The following is a 23,587-nucleotide window of genomic DNA, read 5'->3' on the forward strand; positions in this document are numbered from 1 at the left end:
CTGCGCGGCTGGGAGCGCGGCCCGCGCCGGAATGCCACGCGGCTGAGCAAACGTCGCTAGCCGGATCGCGCATCACCCGCGCGTGCTCTGGCTCCGAAGGCGGCTACCGGCTTTTTCGCTCTCCGGCTCTTCGGAGGGATGGTCCTCAGGCCGCCTTGGGTCGGCGCAAAAAAAGCGGGCATCCCGCGCTCTCTCTCGAAGCGCAGGATGCCCGCCTATAAAGTACGCGGCCGCGCTCCTCTGAACGCGCTGGCGTACGCCGAAGAAGATAAAGGGAAGCGGGTGGCGGCCAGAAAGGAGAGCCGCCACCCGGGAATTCCGCCGAGACGAGTCAGCGGTCCTCCGAAAGCCCTTGATGGAGCGGAACGGCCGCGGCCCCAATGGCCCCAAAAAGGCCGTTGCCGTTTTAGCCCGCTCCCAGAGGAACAATGGTTACTATAGTTTTTGAATTCCCTTGCCGCCATCGTCGCTCTGTGGTAACGTCATCGCACTTTTTGAGTAATGCCTGACCATTGAAGGAAATGCCCCATGGAAAACCCCCTGGCGTCTGATGCAGTCCTTGACAAGGAATCCGTTGCGCCCTTCGTGCTCCGTCCACGCCATCTGGCCCTGTGCGCCTTTGCCATGACGCTGCTGGCCCCCGCCTCCACCATGGCCTCGTTTGGGGAAGCACCGCACTTTGCCGCCCTCGCCGATACGTTTTTGTTCTTCTTCCTGTTGGCCGCGGTGTTGGCGGCCGTGACGCTTACGCTCGTCGCGCTCCAGGGCGACCTTGGCGCGGGAGAGCGTCGCGGGATCACCCGCGCTGCAGTGAGCGCCTATGCGGCGGGAACGCTCGGGTTCGTTCTGCTGTTGTTCGCGCCGACGGCTATGCCCGCTCTGGCGGTGGCGACAGGTTTGCTGGCCGGAGCGGCCCTGCCTTGGATCGTGGTGGCTTGGGCTCGTCGCGTAGCGGCGCCCATAGATCACGCGCTGGCGCTGTGCGCCTTCATGGTCGTAGCGGCTTCTTTCGGCGGCTGGCTGCTCACCCTGCTGCCTCTGCGCCTGTTGGCACCCTTGTTCTGCCTGCTGGTCATGGTATCCGTGGCGCCTCTTGTCTTGGCGGAGCCCCTCCCGATCGAGGCCGCAGAGGTGGCCTGTCCGGGCAATCGTCTGGGGCGGCTGGCTTCGGTGACGTGGCTGCCGTTGCTGGGTCTGGCGATCTACGGATTTATGGCCGACGTAATGACTCACAGCGCCTTCGGCGTGGTGCGAGCCTCCTTCGTGGGCGGGATCGTGGCCGCGGCCGTGGTGTTCGGCGCCTGTCTGCGCTGGGCCAAGCGGCCGTTGGTGCCCTGGTTCTATCGGGTGCTCGTGCCGCTGCTCGGCGCGGTGTTCATCGTGCTGGGGTCGTTTCCCGCGAATACTTTCCCCCACGATGCCTCCACGGTGGCGCTCTACAGCTTTTATATCGTGCTGGCCTTGCTGGGTTGCGCCCTGTTCTTGGCGGTGGTGCATGGCGGCGAGCTGACGGCCGATCTGGCTTGCGGATTTGCTGTGGCCGTAGTGGCCGGCGCTGCGCTGGCGGGGCAGATTCTGTCGGCAGTGCTCATGGTCACTCACAACTTCGGTCCCTGGCTTACGGTGCTCACGGGCCTGTTCATCGCGGTGTTGCTGGTATTTTTGGGCCGCACGGCCTGGAATGCGCTCGTGATGCCCGCCGAAGACGCGTCCGAGACGCCCTCGATGACGGAAGCACCCGCGCTCGAGGTGTCCATGCGCGACACTCTGGAGTCGCGCTGTGCCGAGGTGTCTGCCGCCAGTGCGCTCTCACCGCGCGAGGCCGAGGTGCTCACCTATCTGGCCCGCGGCTTCAACCCCGCCTACATCGCCAAAGAACTGGTGCTGTCCATCAGCACCGTGCGCACCCACGTGCGCAATATCTACCGCAAGCTGGGCATCAACAAGCGCGAGGAGCTGCTGCACCTCATCGACGGCGACTAGCTGCGACGGGGTGTCCCTGAGTCCTCCTCCACCAGTTCCCCGTACAGCTCGTACAGGGCGGGGAAGGTGCGCTTGATGCTGACGGGTTTGAAAGTGTCGCGCTCTACCACGCACAGGGTGAGCAGGCCGTCCACCAGTGGCTCGGTGGTGGACGGATCGTCGCCCTCGCGGAAGACTTGCTGACGGTAGACGGTCTTCGTGGGCAGGTTCTTCACTACGCTCGTGCGTACAAAACCGCGTTCGCCGTAGCGCAGGGGCGCGCGGTAGTGGATTTCCACGTCGCGGATGGGGCTCATGTAACCCTGCTGCTCGATGCGCTCGTTGTAGGAGAACCCCACCGCGTTCAGGAAATCGATGCGCGCGTCCTCGAAGTACAGCAGGTAGTTCGCGTGGTAGACCACCCCCATCATGTCCGTCTCGCCGTACCGCACGGTAATGGGGGTGTGCACATGCATAGTCTCGCTCGCTTTCGCTGTCTCGCCTTCGATTTCAAGAGCCAATTATAGTGAACACAGCGGAGTGGTGCGCCGTTTTGGACAAAACGGCATGGTTCTCGTCACTTTAATCGTGCTCTTGAGAGAATCGAAAGCTGCGATCTGGGAAAACGTCTGCAATGAGGCACCCGTTCAAGTGGATAGGCTACGAGAACCGCATTGTTTTGGCCACGGGGGAACTAATCCAGGTGGAACAGCACGGGCAGATCCGCCGAGACCGGCGAGTTGTCCTCGTTGGTCTCCATGATGTCGGCCATGAAGTCCCACCACTTTCGGTTGACGGCCGTGTCGGCCCCGGCGGCCCACCGCTCAGGGTCGTCGATCTCGATGTAGCCGAACAGCGTGAGCGTGTCCGGGTCCAGCGCGATAGTGTAGTTGCGGCCCCCGTGGGCGTGGATCATATCCACCATCTCGGGCCACAGCTCGTTGTGGCGGCGTTCGTATTCCTCTTCCATGCCGGGGTAGAGCTTCATCTTGAACGTCTTGATCATGGGTGCTCCTTCTGCGCTCCTTCGCGATTGCCGGATACACCCAGTATAGGAAGCGGCCCGCCCTCCGAAGGGGAGGACGGGCCGTTGATGCGACGCTGTAGGATTTCTCGGGCTTGCGAGCATCAGAGCCGCAGGCTGGGAAGCCGGGGAGACGAAAGGAACGCCCCTAATTCTTCAGCGAGTTCAAAGGTGCGGGCATGCGTCCGCCGCGGTGGGCGAACACGGTGCCGGCATAAGGGTTCACGGGCATGACCGGGGCATAGCCCAGAAGACCGCCGAAGTCCAGCCGGTCGCCCACCTGCTTGCCGATGGCGGGAATGAGGCGCACGGCCGTGGTCTTGTTGTTGATCATGCCGATGGCGCACTCGTCTGCGATGATGCCGAAGATGGCTTCCTGGGTGGTGTCTCCCGGCACGGCGATCATGTCCAGGCCCACGGAGCACACACATGTCATGGCCTCCAGCTTCTCGATGGAAAGCGCCCCGTCCTCGGCCGCGCGGATCATACCGGCGTCCTCGGACACGGGGATGAAGGCGCCCGACAGCCCGCCGACGGAAGACGACGCCATGACGCCGCCCTTCTTCACGGCGTCGTTGAGCATGGCCAGCGCCGCCGTGGTGCCCGGGCCGCCACACTGGCCCACGCCGATGGCCTCCAGGATCTCGGCCACCGAGTCGCCCTCGGCCGGGGTGGGGGCCAGCGACAGGTCTAGAATGCCCTGCTGCACACCGAGGCGGCGGCTCGCCTCGCGGGCCATGAGCTCGCCGGCGCGGGTGATCTTGAAGGCCGTGGCCTTGATGGCCTCGGCCACGGTGGTGAGGTCGGCCTCCTTCGGCAGGTCGGCCAGCACCGCCCGCACCACGCCGGGGCCCGATACGCCCACGTTCACCACTTCGTCGGCCTCACCCGAGCCGTGGAAGGCGCCGGCCATGAAGGGGTTGTCCTCCACGGCGTTGCAGAACACTACGAGCTTGCCGGCGCCGATGCACTGCCGATCGGCAGTCAGCTCGGCGGCGCGCTTCACGATGCCGGCCATCAGATAAGCGGCGTCCATGTTGATGCCGGCCCGGGTGCTGCCCACGTTCACGCTGGCGCATACGCGGTCGGTGGTGGCCAGCGCCTCGGGAATGGAGTTCATGAGCTTGTGGTCGGCCCGGGTGGCGCCCTTGTGCACGAGCGCTGAGAAGCCGCCGACGAAATCGACGCCCACCTCGGCCCCGGCGCGGTCCATGGCACGCGCGATGGGGGAGAGGTCGTCGACGGTCACGGCGGCGCAGATCTCGGCGATGGGCGTGACCGAGATGCGCTTGTTCACGATGGGAATGCCGAACTCGCGCTCGAGCTGCTCGGCTGTGGGCACCAAATGCTCGGCGGCGGTGGTCATGCGGTCGTATACCTTGCGGGCCAGCGCGTCCACATCGGCATCCACGCAGCCGCGCAGGTTGATGCCCAGCGTGATAGTGCGGATGTCCAGGTTCTGCTTGGACACCATGGCCAGTGTCTCGGCAACTTCAGCAGGGGTGATCTGCATAGTGGCTCCTCGTGTTCCTCGCCCGCGATTGCGGCCTGCGTTCGGGCCGCCGCGCCTGTGTTCCACGGCGCTCCTCGCGCCGTAGCCTTTCCGTATTCGCACAGTGTAGCAAACGGGAAAGCGTCTCGGGCGCCCGGGCACGCAGACGGTGCCTGTCGACTGATGGGAAGAGCGGCCTTTCGCCTGCGGGATGCGTATCAACCTAAAGTTGCGCCATAGTTGCTGGTGCTTTGCGGGGACGATGCTAGGATGGCTTGTGTGTCGAAGTTGGCAACGCGAGAAGGGTGACGTATGAAAATTGTAGGGATGGGGCTTCCCGAGGTGATCGTTGTGCTGTTCGTGCTGATCGCCCAGGTACTCCCCTTCGTGCTGCTCGCCATCATCGCCGTGGCAGCGGTGAAGTACCTGCGGTCGAAGCCGCAACGTGAGCGCGAGCGCGCGACGAACCGCTCCCTTGGCGAGGTGCTAGCTGAAGAGCGGCAGCGCTGCGGTATGACCCAGGAGTTCGTGGCTCAGTCCCTCGGCGTCAGTCGCCAAGCGGTTTCCAAATGGGAGAAGGGCGCGAGCGACCCCTCTACCCACAATCTGCTCGCTCTAGCAAAGCTCTACGGCGTGGACGCCGCCGACCTTCTGCGCTCGGTGGCGAGCTAATAGCTGCCCGTGACGCCGCTGCGGCCGATCTATGGCATTACGCAGGTAGGGAGGCAGTTAAGAAGGAAGTCGAGGGATTCCCGGTGCTTTCTCGGATACACGAGACCGTAATGGGCCGGCGTGATGGCTGATTCAAGGGGCACCACCGTGATGCCGGGGACGGTCTTCATAATGCGCTCGAGCGACACGAAGGGAAAGCTCAGATAGGGCAGCGTTTGAATGAATGCCGCGTCAATCGTCTGCTCGCGCAGATCGATGCCCGGGTGTTCTTCCATGAGGTGCTCGCGCAGCGACTTGGTTGGCGAAACGCTGTAGTCTTCCTTGGGAAAGTAGATAGTACGGCCGGAGAGGTCTCCCGGTTTGATGCTCTCATGCGTTGCCAGGTCGTAGTCCGGCGGCATAGCGAGACATTCCCCTGTAGTGAAGAACGAGAAGATGGCCAGATCGGTTCCGAGAGTGGACGGTCGCATGCCGTAGAGGAAACAGTCGGCCGCGCCGTCGGCGATCATCTGGCGGCGTTTTTCGAAGGGATGGGGCATGAGGACGAACTCGATGCCGATCTCGGGGTGGGTGGCGTGCAGCGCATCGAGAGCGGGCCTGACGGCATCGGCCTCGGGCGCGTCAAGGATGCCGATGATGATGTTGCTGGTGGTTGCTTGCGATGCTCGGGCGCGCCCCTCGGCTACGGCCCTCTCGCAAATATCCCCAACACGTTCCATAGCCTCGTACAAGATGGTTCCCGCGGGGGTCAACCGGGCGCCCGAGGGAGTGCGGTCGAAAAGAAGAAAGCCCACCTCCTCTTCCAACTTGCGAATCTGGGTGGTCAGCGAAAGCTGCGACACATAGAGATCCTTGGCGGCTTGAGACATGGAGCCACATCGCGCGACGGCGAGAAATTTCTCCACCTTTCCGTTCAAAAGCATGGCGCCCCTCCCTTGGTGCAATGCGTCTGGTTGAAGACATGAACGATTGTACAGGTGTTTCGCCGATAGAGGGGGATATGAATTGCATATGGGCCATAACTTTCAAGACGGTTCCCTGGGCGAGGGGTTGCCCCCTATAGTGCCGGATGTGAAAGATCGGAAGAGGAATCCGATCTCTTAAAGCTAAGGAGGGAATCATGACGAAGGAAATCTCACGCCGCAGTTTCTTGCAGGGCATCGGTTTGGCTGGTGCCGCCACGGTAGGAGCCGGCCTGGCGGGCTGTGCGCCGGCGGCCCCCGCGGCGGAAGGGGAGAAGCTGAGCGACACGGGCGACCAAGCGCATCGGTGGAGCTGGGAGGCGGGCCCGGAGGATATCTCCGAGGACCAGATCGCTGAAACGGTGGAACACGAGTTCGTGGTCGTGGGCGCCGGCCTGGCGGGTTTGGCCACGGCTGCTTCGCTGGCTGAGAACGGCGGCGATGTGCTGGTGGTCGAGAAGAACACCACCTGGGCTTCCCGCGGGTCGGTTATCGCGCATATCGGTGCCTTGAACACGCCGCGCTGGGTTGCCGCAGGCGTGGAGTACAGCAAGTTCGACGTGTTTCGCGACTGGGACGTGCAGAACGGCTCCCGCATGGACAACGCCCAGGTGTGGACGTTCTTGGAGCGCTCGGGCGAGGCGCTGGAGTGGAGCCTTCAGAAGGCCGAGGCGCTCGGCGGCACCGTGGAACTTTTGGGCAGCCACTACTTCGGCGAGAAGTTCCCCGAGTACTACGGCACGGTGATGGTGAATGCCAGCGACAAGATGATCGAGCTGGAGGGTAATGGCATCGAGATGGGGAAAGGCAACGCGCTCCACTTCTCGCTGTACCAAAGTTCGCTCGACAACGGCGCCCAGTATCTATGGAGCACGCCGGGCAAGCAGCTGGTTGTGGAGGACGGTAAGGTAACGGGTATTATTTGCGTGAACGCCGATGGCGATTACGTGCGCTACAAGGCTACGAAGGGCGTCATTCTGGCAACGGGCGACATCTCGGGCGATGAGGAGATGTCGGCGTGCTTCGCGCCCATCATGAACCGCTGTCAGTCGTCTATGTACATTCCCGCCGGGATGAACACCGGCGACGGCCAGAAGATGGCCATCTGGGCCGGTGCCAAGATGCAGGACGGTCCGTGGCCGCCGATGATCCACCCCCAGGGTTATGGCATGTTCCTCGGGCCGTTCATGTGCACCAACTCCTTCGGGCGGCGCTTCATGAACGAGGACACCTGGACCCAGGGAAAGTCTCTCGGCATCTTGAACCAGCCGGGCAATGTGGACTACGGCTTCTGCGTCTTCGACAAGAATTACTCGCGCGATATGCACGCCACGCGCAAGATCGGCGGCGGCCTCATGTGGGATTCGGTGTACCGTGTGTACGGCAACAATGAGCCCGACGAGATGTACGACGAGCGCATTTTGGGCATGGGTGTCGACGGCGGTTTCATCTATCAGGCCGATACCCTGGAAGAGGCGGCCGCGCTGGTGAAGGCCGACTATCCGACCTTCGACGAGGATTTGTTCCTGGCCGAGGTGGCCCGCTACAACGAGCTGGTGGCCGCCGGCGAGGACACCGATTTCGGCAAGCGCGCCGACCTTATGCTGCCCATTGCCGAGGCGCCGTTCTTCATCGAGAAGGTGGGGCCGAACAAGATGTGCGCTCCGGGTGGCGCCCTGATTACCGGCTACGGCCAGGTCATCGACGAGGAGGAGAACCCCATCGAGGGCCTCTACGCCGTGGGCAACTGCTCGGGCGGCCTGTACGCGGTGGACTATCCTCTGGTGATCAATGGTAACTCCCACGGTCGCTGCATTACCTTCGGCTATCTGCTCGGTCGCCAGCTGACCGGCGTGGAAGAGGTGCAGTCCTACCCCACGCGCGCCTAGGTGCGAATATTCCGTCGGGCCGCTTCGAACCCTCCCGCGAAGCGAGTCTGCGCGAGCGCTGAGCGCTCGTCTCGGAAGCCGTGCAGCTGCTCGTTGGTTGCGCGGCTTCTTCCTTTGCCGGGCGGGCGGTGGCGGAGCGCTACAGGTCGGGAAAGAGCTCGTCGGTGGCGAACTTGAAGGAGCGGTCGCGGGCGTCTCCGGTGCCCCGGTGGTCGGTCAGCTTGTCGACGGCGGGGTCGAAGGCGCCGCAGAGGAGCGTGCCGGCCGGATCGCACTGGGCAAGGTTGCGCCGCAGGGCGGCCTCGCCGGTGGTGGCGTAGCAGTAGCGGCAGCCGTGGGCGCAGGTATTGGGCCAGCCGATGTCGATGCTCTCGGTGCAGAGGCATTCCCGGCGCTGGGCCTTGTCCTTGGGCAGGGCCTCGTAGCGTCCCTTCAGGCGCGAGAGCCGGCACGCTCCCAGCTCTTCCAGCAGACGGCCGTCTACGCAGCGCCCCCGCTCGATGCCGAATCGTTTCAGGTCGACGGTTTCGGCGCAGGTGGCCACGGTCATGCCATGGTCGCGGGCGCTGGCGGTGATGCCCCCGGCCAGGCGCTGCTGCTGGTCGTGGCTTACGCTCGCGGTGCCGAGGGCGGTGTAGACGCTGCGTGCGTCGGAGCAGTGGTCGTCGACGAAGCTGATCACGACGCGTTCGGTGCATCCCTCCAGCTCGTCGGCCAGTGCCGCGAAGGCGCGCAGATGGTCGTCGATGCTGTAGGCGCGGTTCACCAGCAAAGGGTCGAAGCGCCAGATGACGCGGCGCGGCCCGATGCGCGACGACAGTTCCTTGAACGTGGCGACGATCTGGCGCTTGTCGGGCAATCCCGGCTCGATGTCGCGTCCGTAGGGGGTGAGGGTGAACTGGAAGTAGCAGTTGTAGGCCGCCAGCTCGTCCAGTCGTCCCAGGAGGGGAGCCGGGTCCTTCGTCCAGAAGACGATGCCGTCCACAATGGTGGGGCTGAGACTGTAGTGGCTGACTTGGCCGGGAAACAACGGGTTGCGCACATCGACGTAGCCCGCACGCACGCGGTTCAGAAACCAGTCGCTGTGAAACCGCGGAATATCCGTTCGGCGGCTGGCACTGATGATCATTGTGGCTCGCCTTCCGAGGATTTGTCTTCGGCGGGGGTCGAAGTCTCGTCGATCCCATCGGCTTCAGCGGCTTCCTCCCGGGCGGCGAACTCGTTGAGGGCGGCTAGGAAGGCATCGGCTTCGGGGCTGTAGCTGAGATCATTGGGCCGCGGGAGCGAGCCGGCGGCCAGGGCGCCCAAAGGGCCCCCGAAGCAGTCATCCCAGTAGGCGTTGCCGAGGAGACTCGCGGGAATTTCGTCTTCCAGATCGAAGTACGCGCAGAGCTGTGCGCGCACGGGAGTAAGGTTGCAGAGGGCCACCAGGGCCAGCAGTCCGGCGAAGGTGGCGGCCAGGCGCAGGTTCTGACGGCGTCGGATGGCCTTGTCCAAAGATTCGGTGGCATTGCGCGGGTTGGTCATGGGGTGCCCCTAACGACGGAAGAGGGAGAAGATGAAGTACAGAATTACGATGATGAGGCCGATGAAGCCGAGGCCGACGGCAAGAAGGGGCAGGTAGGGCGCGAAGCACAGAAGCCCCAGGGTGACCATGGTGGGGTGCTCCCGGCGCAAGACGGCTATCGCGGCGAAGGCTGTCGCTGCCAGGCCGCAGAAGCCGATGCCCCACAGCAGCTGGTTGTCCAGCATGCCGTCGGGAGCGGCGCTGGCCAGGTCAGCCCATATCTCGTAGCCGATTCCCGGTGCCGTCACGATGGTGAGGCACGCGGCGCACAGGGCGGCACCGCCCCAGTACGCCACTTTCGACAGCGCGGTGGCCGTGGCATCGGGGTGGCGCCGCGCTTGGGTGCGGGCGATGAAGGCGCTCGTGTCCCTCTCCGCGGGGACCGGGCCCTCCTCGACGCCGGTGATCCAGCATTCGGCGGCCCCGGTGCCGGCCACGATGCGCTCGGCCTCCTTGCGCAGGGCCGTGGCCTGGCGGCGGGTGCGGCCCTTGGTGCCCACGCCCCGCAGGGCGAACAGGGCCTGGGCCAGCTTCGGGGCCAGCACCGCTGCGGCGGCGGCCAGAAAGCCCACCAGCGCCAGGCCGGTGAAGGTGCCCGTGGGCACCGTGGAGATGTCGATGAGCGCGTCGGGGTAGAGCGAGCCGGGCCCTAGCCCTGTCGGCGATATGAGCACGGTGCTGGCCGTGACCAGGGGTTCGCCGGCGTTGGTCACGGCATTCTTCCACGCTCCGAAGGTGAAGTGCGGCACAAGGAGACAGGCGGCGAGCACGAACAGGAGCGCGCCGATGAGCCGCGCGAAGAAGGCCGGCTTGGGAAGGCCGTCGATGGGTGCGCGCTTGCCCTCGGCGTCGGCCAGGGCATCGACCTGGGCGGCGGCATCCAGCAGGGCGGCCTGGGCATCGTGGGCGACCTCTGCGCTGCGTGCGCCCCATAGACGGGCGCGGGCCTGCTGCACCGCGGCCGGATCGGCGGCCGAGGCGGCCATGAGATGGGAGAGGAACCCGCGGGGTACTGGCCGTCCGAACAGCTCGCCAGTGAAGTAGCCGGCGGCCGTGGCGGGCACCACGGTCTCGTTGGGGCGCACGATGCCAGCATGGCGCAGATGGGGACTCGCCTCGGTGTGGGCGGCCAGGGCCTCGGCTGCTTCGGCCAGGGCGCGCCGAGCGTCGGCGCTGTCGGCTAAGGGCATGGTCGCATCGACGGGCAGAGCGGCCACGGCGGCCAGCAGACGGTCGCCGGCGGCGGTGCGTCCTTGGTAGAGCCGCAAGTTCTGCTGCACCCACAGCGCCCAGCCCTCGCCGCCGTAGCGGGCGGCGAAGTTGCGCACGGCGGCCTTGTCGCCGGCGGCGGCCTCCAGCACGGCCAACACGCGATCCACTTTCTCGTCGAGGTTCGCGTCCTTATGGTCGCGCAGCCAGGAGAGCCCCACCTTCGCCGGGGCGGGGAAGCCGGCCACGGCCACCACGCCGAGCAGGTCGCGCACCGCCTCCTCGTCTTCCACCACGCGGTAGAATCCCAGGGGCGTGGCCGCCGCCTGGCGAAACAGCGCATCGACGGCCTCGGTACCGGGGAGGATGGCCCCGCCGCGCCAGAACACCGCGGATCGGGTGGGATCGATAAGGGCGAGGGCCCGGGAAAGCCCCAGGTCCTCGTTGCCGTCCAGGGCGTCGGGCGCGGTGTCGGGGTCCTTATCGGTGATGTCGTTTAGGGCCACGGCCAAATCGGTCTCGCCGAGCTTGCGGAAGTAGGTTTCCAGGCCATGGGTGTACAGATGGCGCTTGGCCTGTTCCCATTGGCTCGCGAGCGCGGTGACCAGGGTGGCGCGGTCCTCATAGACAGTGCCCTCGAACTGGTAGCCCGCCGGCCCCGCCATGGCGGCGGCGTCCAGGGGATCGCGGTAGCGGAAGGCGGCCGGGTCGGCCAGCCAGCGCTGGATGTCGTCGTAGCCGAGGCGCCCCTGGGCATGGGCGTAGGTGAGGCCGTAGATGAGTTCCCCGAGGCTTCGGTGCTCGGGCGCGCGGGCGGCGAAGGCCACAGGCCGCCCGCCGGCCAGCACCGCCGACAGGTCGTCGCCGTCGATGAGGGCCTGGTGGGGGTGCACGCCGCCGTTGTACAGCGTCCAGATGGTATAGCCCAGGGCGTACCAGTCGTTTTCCCGCTGCACCACCGAGGAATGGGGCGAGTAGCCGGGGGTGCGACGGTCCACCTTGGTGGCCCCGGTATCGCGTCCCTCTTCCAGCACCGAGGAGATGCCGAAGTCGCCGAGCACCACAGCGCCGTCCAGCAGGTAGAGGTTCTTCGGCTTCACGTCGCGGTGCACGATGCCCTGCCCGTGCAGGAGGCACAGGGCCTGGGCCGCTTGGGGAATCACCGTGTCGCGCAGCTCCTCGAAGGTGATGTCGGTGCCGTGGGAGAAGCGGTCGGAGCACATCGGCATCACGGTCACGTCATAGGTGGATTCGCCGAGGCCCGGGGCAGCGTCGCGAATCTGCCCCGTGGCGTACAGCGGCATGAGGTGGGTTTCCTGGAAGTGCGCCTCGCCGCGGGGGTGCTCGGTCATGAGCCGGCGCAGGTAGTCCAAGATGGCCCGGCGCGCCAGACGGTCGCGCACGGCGTGGGGCTGGTAGGCGATCTTCGCGGCGAAGGTGCGGCCGTCCTCGTCGGCGGCTCGCACCACGGTGCCCTGGCCGCCCGCGCCGATGACGTCGGCAGTGTGCAGGGTGAAGGTGCGATCGCCATCGCCTATGAAGGGCAAATCGTCGCCCGATAGCACGGGGGCGGTGCCGTCCAGGTCGACCAGGGTGGGGGCTACGTCAACGATGGTGGGCGCCACTGCCCGCCGCGGCTCCCGCGAGATGTCGGAGGCTTCGGCCATTAGCGATCCTCAGGCGCGAGGCAGGCGGTTTCTCCGGCGGCGCCCACCAGGGGCGCGCGCCCGTCGTCGGTGGCGCGGCGGAAGGCGACGGCACCGTGGGCGAGCAGGGCCTCCACGGCCTCGCCCCGCTCGATGCCGTTGTCGAAGATGAAGGTGGCCAGCGGGTTCAGATAGGCGTTCTCCACCAAGTTCCCGATGCCGCGCCCGCCCCTCTCGCGCACCTCATCGGCCATGGCCGCTTCTAGTAAGTGCTCGGTCAGCGCCGCGCTGGCGGCTACGGTGATGCCGCAGCGGGCGCGCACGTTCCCGTTGATCTTCGCCAGCTGGGCCTGCAGGATCAGACGCGAGGCTTCCGGCGAGATGTAGTCGAACACCACGATGTTATCGCCGATGCGGTTTAAGACCTCGGGCTTGAAGTGGGTGGCCATGGCCGCTTCCACCTTGGCGCGGATGGCGTCGTACGGCTCGCCGGGATGCACGATGTTGCGCCGTCCGACGATGCGCCCGTGCTCGTCGAGCAGCTCTTCGGAGATGCCGACGTTGCTCGTGAAGAAGATGATGGTCTCGCTGAAGTAGACCGTCTGGCCCTGGCCGTCGGTCATGCGGCCGTCTTCCAAGATCTGCAGGAACTTGTCCATGATGGAGGGGTGGGCCTTCTCCACCTCGTCGAACAGGAGCACCGAGAAGGGGTTGGCGCGCACGGCGTTGGTGAGCTGGCCGCCGGCCTCGTAGCCCACATAGCCGGGCGGCGCGCCGAACAGCTTCTGGTCGGCGTTCTCGGCGGCGTATTCCGACATGTCGAAGCGCAGGTAGCTGCGCTCGTCGCCGAAGAGCAGCTCGGTTACGGCCTTCACCATCTCGGTCTTGCCCGTGCTCGTGGGGCCGGCCAGAAACAGCACGCCCTTGGGCTTGGTGCCCGAGGAATGCTGCATGCCGGAAAAGCCCAGCACCGAGCGCTTCAGCACGGTGACGATCTTGTCGATGGCCGGTTCCTGCCCCTTCACGCGGCGGCGCAGCACGGCCGCCGGATCGTCGCGCAGCTTGTCGGCCATGGCGGTCCACTGGTTCTCGCGGATGCCGTACTTGTAGAGGTCCACCAGCTGGGGAATGGCCGCCGGCTCGGTGCCGCCGCGGGCATAGAGCCGCCGCAGCTCGTCCAGCTCCACCAACTTCATGGCGTCGGTGGTGTCGATGAGCTTGCCGCGCACCTTGGCGAGGCTCGGGTCGGCCAGGTCGGGGAAGGCGCGGTCGAGGTAGGCCTCGCGGGCCGGTCGATCGGGGTTGGGGATGGATATGACGCGTGCGTCGGGGTTGCCGCGAGTGAGCCACGAGGGCACGTCCGACGCGCGGTTCACCACCAGCACGAGGGTGTTCACATGGGCGCCGTCGCCGCGAATGGCATCGGCCGCGCCCAGGTACAAGTTCATGAAAACGGCGTTCTCCTCGGGGGTGAGGTCTTCCGGCGAGGAGGCGAGCCGGCTCGCCAGGTTGAACACGCAGGCGACAGAAGCGGGGGCGGCAGCGTCGTCGTCGAGCCGCCGGGACAGCGCCGCGCGCACGAGCAGGGCGTCGTGGACGAGGCGGTTGGCGGCGTAGGGCTGCTGGCGGGATGCCGGGTCGCTCGCGGGGTTCAGCGCTTCGGCCTCGGCGGTGATCTGGGCCGCCTCCCGCTGGGCCGCGTTGGCCAGGATGGTGGCGTCTCCGGTGCCGAGGGGGTCGCTGATGCCCCGCAGCGGGTCGACGAACAGGAAGCGGTAGGGGCGCGGGCGGCCGGGATCGGTGCCGGCGAACAAGGCAGCCAGCAGGGCATCCAGGGGCAAAAAGTCGGCGGCGGCGCTCGGGTCGGCAGCTTCGGGCGCGGGGGCCGCCGTGTTCGGTGCGGGCGACCAGGGGTAGAGGTCGGCCACGTTGCCCTCGATGACGAAGATGGGCTTGATGCCGATGAAGTTGTCCAGCTCTCGCTGCCAGGTGGGCGTCATGACGGTCCCTCTCTCGCGGGGCGGCCGTGGATGCCGATGGACAGGGCGCGGCCGTCGAACACCGCGTTCTGCACGCGGCGCAGTTTCCTCTCCTCCTCATGATACAAGGTTTCCAGCGCGGGATTCAGCACGATGAGCCGCTGATTGGTCGATCCGCGCAGCCCGCAGGCCCCGTCGTTGAGCGCTGCCACGTAGGGCCCGTCGATGAGCGCGTCGATCTGGGCGGGCAGAGTCGGCAGCTCTTCTCGCGTAAAGCCGGTGTACACGAGGATGTCGTCGAAGGCAGGGCGGATGAGGGCGAGCAGGCGGCCCAGCTCATCGGCCTGTTCCAAGGGATCGCCCCCGGTGAAGGTGATGCGGTGGGTGCCGGTGCGTCGGGCCAAGGCTCGCAAGAGGCCGGCCAGGCGCTCGACGGTGATGGAGGCATCGGGACGCGTGGGCCACAGCTCGGGGTTGGCGCAGCCGGGGCAGTGCTTCGAGCAGCCGTAGGTCCACACGGCGATGCGGCGCCCCGGGCCCAGGGTGGTCACGGGATGGTAGATGCGGTCGACGAACATGGGCTCGCCCCGGTGCTAGGGCTGGTCGGCGGGCCGGGCCGTCGCACGGGCGATCCGCCGTTGGTCGAAGGGGTCGCTGCAGAAAGAGCAGCGGTCGATGCGATCGGCAGGGCCGGCCACGGGATGCTCGGTGCCGCAAACGGGGCAGCGCACGGCCCAGCGGGGAATGGGCGCGGCGGCGGTGTCAGCGAGGGGGTCGGTGCCCGTGCCCGCTGCTTCGGGGACGGGCGGGGCGCCGGGGCAGTCGGCGGCCGCGGCGGCGCTCTCGCTTTCGGGATAGGCCAGGCTCACGCGGAACGTCATGTCGGCCAGTTTCAGCATCTCGCCGCCGAACAGGGGATGGGGCGCGCCCGCGCGCAGGGTCGTCCACGCGCCGGCCCGTTCCACCGACGAGGCGTTGCGTCCCGTGTGCTCAATGGTCCAGCGCCCCGTATCGCTCATCGCCACCACGGCGTGCACGCCGGAGACGCGCGGCGAGAACGCCTCGGGCGCGAAGTCGCCCGCCCGGCCCAGCACCCCGCCGGGGGCGGTCACGGTGACGGTGGCGCCTCCGCGCACTTCTTCCAGCACAAGGGCGCTTGCCGTTGCTGTCGGTAGCGCGGTGCCGGGTATGGCCGTGGCAAAGGGGGCGCCGCAGGCAGCGCAGGCGCTGGCATCGTCGGCATTGGCGAAACCACAGGAACACAGGCGCATATCAGCTCATTTCTCGGGTGGCGGCGCGCTTGCGGCGACGGCGGGTGCCGCGGGCGGTGTCATGGGTGGCAGCGGTTTGTACGCTCGCGGTCGCTGCGGCCTGCTCGGCGCGGGCGGCCGCGCGCATCTCGCGGCTGAAGGCCGTATCGGCGGCGGCGCGGTACCGCAGCTTGTTGGTGATGCCGTAGGCGGCCAGCTCGTCGGCTATCTCGTCGTAGACGGCGCAGAACGCCTCCTGGGCCCGAAGCAGCTCATCGGCGCGCGCGGGGCTGTCGACCGCTTCCAGGCAGACGGCCTCCCCGTCAGCCACACCGGCCGCGCCCTCGGGCAATCCCGCGATCTGCAGCATGAGATCGCCCTCTTCCGATAGGAAGCTGTGGATGCCCGCGGTGTTCTCTGCACTGCCGAAAAGATGGTGCGTTCCCGTCAGCTCGCGGCCGAGCGACACCGAGCGCACGATGTCGTAGCCGTGGCGCGCCATTACTTCGTCGATGCAGGCCTGCAGGTAGGCGTTGCGATCGGCCTCGGCCTGGCGTGCCCGCAGCTGCTCGACTCGCGCTGCCGCCTCTTCAAGCGTGGCGAAGGTCCGCGGCGCTTCGCGATGGACAAGCGCGGTGTCCGGCTCGGCGCGCTGCTCCAGGGTGGCGATGAGCGATGCCAGCTCGGCCATGGCCCCCTCGTTCGCTTCCATGGCCGGCAGCAGCAGCGCCAGCTGCGCTGCCGTGGCGGGTTCCAGCCTGCGGCCGTGCTCCATGAGCACGGCCCGGTCGGCGGCCAGGGTGTAGGGCGACTGCGCCAGTTCCCAGGCGCGCCGGGCAATCTCCTGGATGTCGGGAGGGGTTGTGCCGGTGTTGGCAGCCTTGGCGGCACCGGTCTCGCCGGTGGCATGGGCGGCGGTCGTGCCACCGTTCGCGGAGAAGGCGGCGCCCGCGTCGCTCTGCGCCCCGCCCCTCTTTATCGCTTCTTCCGCTCCGAGGGCCGCCGCGCGCAGCAGGGAGGCGAAGTCCTGGGCGTCGGCCGCGGCAGCGGCGCGGGAGCGAGCTCGCAGGATGCGCTCCTCGGCTGGGGCGGCCTCGGCGCAGAAGGCGTCGGCGATGGCCGTGGCCCGGGTGCAGCAGCGAGCGGAAAGCGCCACGGAATCGGCCATGACCGTGGCCGGTGTGAACGCGCACTCGCCGGCGAGCCGCGCCAGGGCCGTCGCGGCAAGGGCCCGCACGCTGGCGGCGGCCTCTGTCGCCTCGGGGCAGCTCCGCGCCAGCGCCTCCACCTGGCGGCGCAGCTCTTCGACGCGCCGCCGCGCCCGCGCCGTCGCGTCGTCCACGTCGGATCGCAGCGCTTCCAGCTGCGCTGCGATCATCCGCTCGATTTCCAACTGGCTTGTCTTCGGCCCGCTCATGGATGCGCCCCTTTGCAATGGAATGGTGTGCGACCATTATAAGGGGAAAGGATGAGATAGGAGGTTCCAGTGAGCGAGACGGATGCGATGAGTACGCGGTGCGCCATGGCCTACACCGCTGACGACTACGATGTTGACGCCCATGTGCCGGCAGCGGCGGCCCTGGAGCGTTTGCGAGCGGGCAACCGCATCTACGTGGAGGCCCTCGATCACGAGCGCGATCTGTCGCCGGAGCGCATCGCCGATCTGTTCGAGAACGGCCAGCGCCCCTTCGCCTGCGTCATCGCCTGCGCCGATTCCCGCGTGGTGCCCGAGCACATTTTCATGGCGGGCTTAGGCGAGCTGTTCGTTATCCGCGTGGCCGGCAACATCGTGGGGCCCATCGAGCTGGCCAGCGTGGTGTACGCTTGCGAGCATTTGCACACCCGCCTCGTGCTGGTGCTCGGCCACACCCACTGCGGCGCCATCAAGGCGGCCCTTGATGGGGAAGCGGGTCCTGTGGCCGCCATAACCGAGCGCATCGCCGCGGCGCTCGGCGATGTGGACGACCCCTATGAGGCCAGCGTGGTGAACGCCCGCGCCGTGGCCGCCACGCTCGCGGAAAGCCCCGAGCTCGGCCGCCTTATGGCCGAGCACGACCTGGACATCCGCTGCGCCGTTTACCACACCCACTGCGGCGTGGTGGACTTTTTGGGGGAGTAGGGCTTAGGCCAAAGAGGACAAAGCCGAAGTGTGGCAATCTCGCTGCCTCGGCAACGCCAAGGCCCCTGAAACCCCGGTGGTTTCGGGGGCCTTACCGAAGCGTGGCGCCGTCTCATGGGCTGCCCTCATCATTGGGAAAATTGACATTGCGTCTCGTCTCCGAACTCGGTACAATGCCCGTTAATGGACACACTGTTCATTATTGTTCATCCTGTTGAAATGAGGGAACGTGGGTACTGCCGCACTGGAAATGCTGCCCGCCGAATCGCTGGCTCCGCCCGCTCCGGGCGAGGATCGGCGCATCACCCGCTCGAAGCGGGCCCTGCGCGGAGCGCTTATCGCGCTCATCGAGGAGCGGGGACTGGACGCCATCACGGTGAACGACCTGTGCGAGCGGGCCGATCTGAACCGGGGTACCTTCTACAACCATTTCCACGATAAGGAAAACCTGCTGACCGCGCTGGAGAACGAAGTGCTGGCCGAAGTTGCCCTGCTGCAGGCCCGGATGCAGAGCGTTACCCTCGGCGACATGCTGGCCTTCCGGGTGGCCGGCCGCCCGGTGCCGGTGCTCGTGGACCTGTTCGAGTACCTGCGCGGGGAAAGCGATTTTTTGCGGGCGGTGCTTGGCTCCGGGGGCGATGTGCGCTTCGGGCCGCGGCTGCGTGAGGCGGTGTGCGAGAACCTCGTGCAGAACATCTTGCACGAGAAGTACCGCACGAACCCCACCCCCTTCGTGTGCTACTACGTGGCCTTCTACGCCTCGGCCTACTTGGGAATCATCGCTCGATGGGTCGAGAACGGCTGCCCTGAGACTCCCGAGGAAATGGCCCGCATCGCCATGCGCCTTCTGTTCATCACGCCCGGCGAGCCTATCGAGCTGTAGGCCCCAGAAGCGAGGAAACTTCCATGAAAAAGAGCAAGTACACTGAGATCATCACCGAGGCCTCCACGTCCGAGAAGGCGCCCGCCGGCGCCGCCGCAGAGCCCGCGCCGGGCTGCGCCTCCTGCGCCCCGCGCGTGACGGCGGCAGAAGAGGCCCGGGCCAATGCCGCCGAGGCCAGCGCCGCCGCTCGCGCCGCGGCCGAGGCGTGCCCCTACCATATCGGCATCGACGTGGGCTCCACCACGGTGAAGCTCGCGGTGCTGGACAACGACCACAACATCCTCTGGGCGGTGTACCGCCGCCACCACGCCGATGTGCGCGCCACTATCATTGAGGTGCTGCGCGAGGCGGCCGAGGCGTACCCTGCCGAGGTCATGACCATCGCCATCACCGGCTCGGGCGGCCTGCTGTTGTCCCAATGGCTGGGCGTCGCCTTCGTCCAGGAGGTCATCGCGTCCAAGACGGCCGTGGAGACCTTCATCCCCGCCACGGACGTGGCCATCGAGCTGGGAGGCGAGGACGCGAAGATCATCTACTTCGACCATGGTATCGAGCAGCGCATGAACGGCACCTGCGCCGGCGGCACCGGGGCCTTCATCGACCAGATGGCGGCGCTTCTGAACACCGACGCCGGCGGCCTCAACGAGCTGGCGGCCGACCACAGCACCATCTACCCCATCGCCAGCCGCTGCGGCGTGTTCGCCAAGACCGACGTGCAGCCGCTTTTGAACGAGGGGGCCCGGCGCGAGGACATCGCCGCCTCCATCTTCCAGTCGGTGGTCACCCAGACCATCTCGGGCCTCGCCTGCGGGCGGCCCATCCGCGGCAACGTGGCCTTCCTGGGCGGTCCTTTGCAGTACCTGCCCGAGCTGCGCAAGCGCTTCTACGAGACGCTGGAGCTGACCGATGAGGCCATCATCGTGCCCGAGAACGCCCACCTGTTCGTGGCCGCGGGCTGCGCCATCGCCGGGGTGGGCGAGGGGGCCGCCCCCGAGAAGCTCGCGGATGTGCTCGTGCGCCTGGAAGGGCTCGGCGACATGCAGGGCTCCGAAGTGGTGCGCCTGGCCCCGCTGTTCGCCAACGACGAGGAGCTGGCGGAGTTTCGCGCCCGCCACGATGGCGAGCGCGTGCGCCGCGCGCCGCTTGCGGACTACCGCGGCGTGGCCTTCCTCGGCATCGATGCCGGCTCCACCACCTTCAAGGCGGCGCTCATCGGCGAGGACGGGGCGCTGCTCTGGTCCACCTACGCCTCCAACAAGGGCGACGTGCTCGGGTGCGCCAAGGCCGCCGTGGCCGAGCTGTACCAGGCGCTGCCCAGCGATCCTGCCACGGGTAACCCGCTCGTGACCATCGGCCATGCCACGGTGACCGGCTACGGCGAGGGGCTGCTGCTGGAGGCCCTGCGGGTCGATTCCGGCGAGATCGAGACCGTGGCCCATCTGCGCGGCGCCCAGGAGATGCTGCCCGGGGTGGAGTTCATCTTGGACATCGGCGGCCAGGATATGAAGTGCCTGCGCGTGAAGGACGGCGTCATCGACCACATCATGCTGAACGAGGCCTGCTCCTCGGGCTGCGGCAGCTTCATCGAGTCCTTCGCGAGCGGTTTGAACCTGGACGTGGCCGAGTTCGCCGCCACGGCCATTTCCGCCGAGAACCCCGTGGATCTGGGCAGTCGCTGCACCGTGTTCATGAACTCCCGCGTGAAGCAGGCCCAGAAGGAGGGGGCCACCGTGGGCGACATCGCCGCGGGCCTGGCCATCTCCGTCATCAAGAACGCCCTGTTCAAGGTCATCAAGATTCGCGATCCGCACGATGTGGGCACCCAGGTCATCGTCCAGGGCGGTACCTTCTTGAACGACGCGGTGCTGCGCGCCTTCGAGCAGCTGTCGGAGGTGAACGCCGTGCGCCCCGACATCGCCGGCAACATGGGAGCCTTCGGCGCGGCGCTTCTGGCCCGCGACCGCTACGAGGACAAGCGCCGCCACACCGAGGGCGTGCCCCTGTCGCCGGATGTGGGCCCGAAGGTGCCCACGAGCGGGCTGTTGTCCCTCGCCGAGATCGAGGCCCTTGCCCCCACCCATAAGACCGTGCGCTGCAAGGGCTGCTCCAACGCCTGCCTGCTCACGGTGAACGACTTCGGCCGCGACCCGGCCACGGGCGTCCGCCGCCGCTTCATCACCGGCAACCGCTGCGAGAAGGGCGAGAGCCTGGGCACCGGCACCGAGAAGTCCGACGTGCCGAACCTCTTCGAGTGGAAGTCCCGACGGCTCTTCGACGCCTACGAGCCCATTCCCGCAGAAGATGCCTGCGGCACCGTGGGCATCCCGCGGGCTCTCAACCTGTACGAGAACTACCCGTTCTGGTTCACGTTCTTCACGAAGCTCGGCTACCGGGTGGTGCTGTCCGACCCCTCCACGAAGAAAACCTACGAGGCTGGCATCGAGTCTATGCCGTCGGAGTCGGTGTGCTATCCGGCGAAGCTCTCCCACGGCCATATCATGAACCTGCTGGCCAAGGAAGGCGACGACGCCGTGGACTTCATCTGGATGCCCTGCTCCAAGTGGGAGCGCCAGGAGGACGAGACGGCGGGCAACCATTTCAACTGCCCCATCGTGGCCAGCTACCCCGAGGCGCTGCGCCTGAACATCGACGAGCTGCAGGACGCGCCTGCGGCCTTCGTCGCCCCCTGGCTGCCCTACCACGACAAGGACAAGCTGAAAGAGCGCTTGTACGCCGAGCTGACCGGTACCTTCCGCGATGAGGTGGGGGCCCACGAGTTCCCCATCACCCAGAAGCAGATCGATGACGCCGTGGACGCTGCCTGGGCCGAGGACGAGGCCTTCAAGCGTGACATCCGGCGCAAGGGCGTGGAAACCCTGGCCTGGATGGAGGAGACCGGCACCCGCGGCATCGTGCTGGCGGGTCGCCCCTACCACCAGGACCCGGAGATCAACCACGCCATCCCCGAGCTGCTCACGAGCTTCGGCCTGGCCGTGCTCACGGAAGATTCCGTGGCGCACCTGGGCCAGCTGGAGCGGCCCATCCGCGTGGTGGACCAGTGGATGTACCACACGCGCCTCTATGCGGCGGCTAAGGTGGTCACCCAGCGCAAGGATCTGGACCTCATCCAGCTGAACTCCTTCGGCTGCGGCCTGGATGCCCTGACCACCGACCAGGTGCAGGAGGTGCTGGAGGCGGCCGGCAAGGTGTACACGGTGCTGAAGATCGACGAGGTGTCGAACTTGGGCGCCGCCCGCATCCGCGTGCGCAGCCTGCTCGCAGCTTTGAAGGACCAGGCCGACCGCGAGGCCGAGGCGGCCGCCGACGCGGCCGCCGAGAAGCGGGGCTGCCCCGCGGCCTGCATCGATTTGAACAACCTCGACAAGCTCGTGCCGGCGTCGTTCACCGAGAAGGCCGACGGCGTGGTGGCCGCCGCCGAGGTGGAGCAGCGCGAGGGCGCCTCCACCGAGTTTGAGCGCGTGCAGTTCACCGAGGAAATGCGCGACGCGGGCTACACCATCTTAGCGCCCCAAATGGCCCCCTACCATTTCGAGCTTCTGGTGCCCATCTTCAAGCGTGCCGGCTACAACGCGGTGTTGCTGCCCTCGGTGGACCACGGCGCGGTGGACGCGGGCCTGAAGTACGTGAACAACGATATCTGCTACCCGTCCATCCTGGTCACCGGCCAGATCATGGAAGCGGTGCTGTCGGGCAAGTACGACACCGACAAGCTGGCCGTGCTCATCACCCAGACCGGCGGCGGCTGCCGCGCCACCAACTACATCTCGCTCATCCGCAAGGCGCTGAAATCGGTGGGGCTCGGGCACATCCCGGTCATCGCCATCTCGTTCAAGGACTTAGGCGAGGAGAATCCCGGCTTCAAGATCACGCCGAAGATGCTCTACCAGGCCATCTACGCGCTGCAGTACGGCGACTTGCTCATGATGTGCCTGTACCGCACGCGCCCCTACGAGGTGGAGCCCGGCAGCGCCAACCGCTTGTTCGACTATTGGATGGACGCCTGCAAGCACCAGCTTCAGCGCGGCGTGCGCCAGTCGGAGTTCCGCCGCACGGTGCGCCGTATCGTGGAGGACTTCGACACCCTGCCGCTGGCCGGCGAGGGCACCAAGCCCCGCGTGGGCGTGGTGGGCGAGATCCTCGTGAAGTTCCATCCCACGGCCAACAACCAGATCGTGGACGTCATCGAGCGCGAGGGCTGCGAGGCCGTGGTGCCCGGGCTCATCGAGTTCTTCCTGTTCGGCATCGCCGGCGGCATCTTCCAGCAGCCCATCGGCAAGTCGAAGAAGAGCGCGCTGGGCAGCCGCATCGGCCTGGCCGCGGTGAAGAAGTTGCGCAAGCCGGTGAACGATGCCCTGGAGAAGAGCGCCCGCTTCTATCCGCCGGCGGACATCTACGAGCTGGCCGAGTACGCCGAGGAGATTCTGTCTCTGTGCAACTCCATGGGCGAGGGGTGGCTGCTCACGGCCGAGATGGTGGAGCTCATCCGCAGCGGCTGCCCGAACGTGGTGTGCACCCAGCCCTTCGCGTGCCTGCCGAACCACGTGGTGGGCAAGGCCACCATCAAGGAGCTGCGCCGCCGCTATCCCGAGAGCAACATCGTGGCCGTGGACTACGACCCCGGCGCAAGTGAGGTGAACCAGCTCAACCGCATCAAGCTCATGATCGCCGTGGCCAAGGCGAATCTGGCCGAGAAGGAGGCCGAGGCCCGCGCCGTGCGCAATGCCGCCCGCGACGGCGCGCCTGAGGCCCCCGAGGCCGTGGCCGAGACCGTGGAGGTGGAGACCACCGAGGTAGAAAGGTAGGGGGGGCTCGTCCTTCGACATAGGCTGCAAGGGGAGCGAACTTCTCACTAACAAATGTTAATGAGAAGTTCGCTTCTTTCTCAAAGGTCGGAAATGCGGCTTAGTACACG

Annotated in this window: 17 protein-coding genes; 6 read left to right on the top strand and 11 right to left on the bottom strand. The window is 66.8% G+C overall.

Annotated elements, in window-relative coordinates:
* Positions 1 to 528 precede the first annotated feature (528 nt).
* On the top strand, positions 529 to 1,983 hold the full coding sequence (locus G503_RS0104955) for a helix-turn-helix transcriptional regulator (RefSeq protein WP_028026708.1): 1,455 nt from the start codon (positions 529 to 531) through the stop codon (positions 1,981 to 1,983).
* Here the strand turns inward: G503_RS0104955 and G503_RS0104960 are convergent.
* From G503_RS0104960 to G503_RS0104970, 3 genes are all read right to left on the bottom strand, one after another.
* Positions 1,980 to 2,438, bottom strand: coding sequence for an acyl-CoA thioesterase (locus G503_RS0104960; protein WP_028026709.1), 459 nt, complete (start codon positions 2,436 to 2,438; stop codon positions 1,980 to 1,982). The genes G503_RS0104955 and G503_RS0104960 overlap by 4 nt on opposite strands.
* Positions 2,439 to 2,656: 218 nt before the next feature.
* Positions 2,657 to 2,968 carry an L-rhamnose mutarotase gene (gene rhaM / locus G503_RS0104965; protein ID WP_028026710.1) on the bottom strand — a complete coding sequence of 104 codons (312 nt, stop codon included), beginning with the start codon at positions 2,966 to 2,968 and terminating at the stop codon, positions 2,657 to 2,659.
* A gap of 166 nt (positions 2,969 to 3,134) precedes the next feature.
* Positions 3,135 to 4,499, bottom strand: a complete 1,365-nt coding sequence (locus tag G503_RS0104970; RefSeq protein WP_028026711.1) for a PFL family protein — start codon at positions 4,497 to 4,499, stop codon at positions 3,135 to 3,137.
* A gap of 291 nt (positions 4,500 to 4,790) precedes the next feature.
* Between G503_RS0104970 and G503_RS0104975 the strand changes: the two genes are divergently transcribed.
* Positions 4,791 to 5,150: a helix-turn-helix domain-containing protein gene (locus tag G503_RS0104975; protein WP_035021757.1), complete on the top strand. Its 360-nt coding sequence runs from the start codon at positions 4,791 to 4,793 to the stop codon at positions 5,148 to 5,150.
* A gap of 29 nt (positions 5,151 to 5,179) precedes the next feature.
* Here the strand turns inward: G503_RS0104975 and G503_RS0104980 are convergent, their stop codons facing one another.
* Positions 5,180 to 6,073, bottom strand: coding sequence for a LysR family transcriptional regulator (locus G503_RS0104980; RefSeq protein WP_028026713.1), 894 nt, complete (start codon positions 6,071 to 6,073; stop codon positions 5,180 to 5,182).
* Positions 6,074 to 6,270: 197 nt separating this feature from the next.
* Between G503_RS0104980 and G503_RS13800 the strand changes: the two genes are divergently transcribed.
* Positions 6,271 to 8,001, top strand: a complete 1,731-nt coding sequence (locus G503_RS13800) for an FAD-dependent oxidoreductase (protein ID WP_051190939.1) — start codon at positions 6,271 to 6,273, stop codon at positions 7,999 to 8,001.
* Positions 8,002 to 8,140: 139 nt separating this feature from the next.
* Here G503_RS13800 and G503_RS0104990 read toward each other — a convergent pair whose 3' ends face one another.
* From G503_RS0104990 to G503_RS0105020, 7 genes are read right to left on the bottom strand one after another with little or no spacing between them, the layout of a single operon-like run.
* Complete coding sequence (locus G503_RS0104990) at positions 8,141 to 9,130, bottom strand: DUF1848 domain-containing protein (protein WP_028026714.1); 990 nt, start codon at positions 9,128 to 9,130, stop codon at positions 8,141 to 8,143.
* Positions 9,127 to 9,528, bottom strand: a complete 402-nt coding sequence (locus G503_RS0104995; RefSeq protein WP_028026715.1) for a hypothetical protein — start codon at positions 9,526 to 9,528, stop codon at positions 9,127 to 9,129. The genes G503_RS0104990 and G503_RS0104995 overlap by 4 nt, the downstream gene beginning before the upstream one ends.
* Positions 9,529 to 9,537: 9 nt before the next feature.
* Entirely contained in the window at positions 9,538 to 12,444 is a 2,907-nt protein-coding gene (locus G503_RS0105000; protein ID WP_028026716.1) for a protein kinase domain-containing protein, read from the bottom strand.
* The gene (locus G503_RS13805; protein ID WP_051190940.1) at positions 12,444 to 14,423 is read right to left on the bottom strand and encodes an AAA family ATPase; all 1,980 of its coding nucleotides are present in this window, start codon (positions 14,421 to 14,423) and stop codon (positions 12,444 to 12,446) included. The genes G503_RS0105000 and G503_RS13805 overlap by 1 nt, the downstream gene beginning before the upstream one ends.
* The gene (locus tag G503_RS0105010; protein ID WP_028026717.1) at positions 14,420 to 14,980 is read right to left on the bottom strand and encodes a 4Fe-4S single cluster domain-containing protein; all 561 of its coding nucleotides are present in this window, start codon (positions 14,978 to 14,980) and stop codon (positions 14,420 to 14,422) included. The genes G503_RS13805 and G503_RS0105010 overlap by 4 nt, the downstream gene beginning before the upstream one ends.
* A gap of 15 nt (positions 14,981 to 14,995) precedes the next feature.
* Positions 14,996 to 15,673: an FHA domain-containing protein gene (locus G503_RS0105015; protein ID WP_028026718.1), complete on the bottom strand. Its 678-nt coding sequence runs from the start codon at positions 15,671 to 15,673 to the stop codon at positions 14,996 to 14,998.
* Position 15,674: 1 nt separating this feature from the next.
* Entirely contained in the window at positions 15,675 to 17,069 is a 1,395-nt protein-coding gene (locus G503_RS0105020) for a hypothetical protein (protein ID WP_028026719.1), read from the bottom strand.
* 69 nt (positions 17,070 to 17,138) lie between these two features.
* Here G503_RS0105020 and G503_RS0105025 point away from each other — a divergent pair, with 69 nt between their 5' ends.
* The 3 genes from G503_RS0105025 to G503_RS0105035 all read left to right on the top strand — a co-directional run bounded on the left by G503_RS0105025 (position 17,139) and on the right by G503_RS0105035 (position 23,477).
* Positions 17,139 to 17,771 (top strand): carbonic anhydrase, encoded by a 633-nt coding sequence (locus G503_RS0105025; RefSeq protein ID WP_051190941.1) that lies wholly within the window; start codon positions 17,139 to 17,141, stop codon positions 17,769 to 17,771.
* 250 nt (positions 17,772 to 18,021) lie between these two features.
* Positions 18,022 to 18,654: a TetR/AcrR family transcriptional regulator gene (locus G503_RS0105030; protein ID WP_051190942.1), complete on the top strand. Its 633-nt coding sequence runs from the start codon at positions 18,022 to 18,024 to the stop codon at positions 18,652 to 18,654.
* Positions 18,655 to 18,677: 23 nt separating this feature from the next.
* The gene (locus tag G503_RS0105035) at positions 18,678 to 23,477 is read left to right on the top strand and encodes a 2-hydroxyacyl-CoA dehydratase (protein WP_235715496.1); all 4,800 of its coding nucleotides are present in this window, start codon (positions 18,678 to 18,680) and stop codon (positions 23,475 to 23,477) included.
* Positions 23,478 to 23,587: the final 110 nt, after the last annotated feature.

The organism is Adlercreutzia mucosicola DSM 19490, from assembly GCF_000422625.1.
GTDB lineage: Bacteria > Actinomycetota > Coriobacteriia > Coriobacteriales > Eggerthellaceae > Adlercreutzia > Adlercreutzia mucosicola.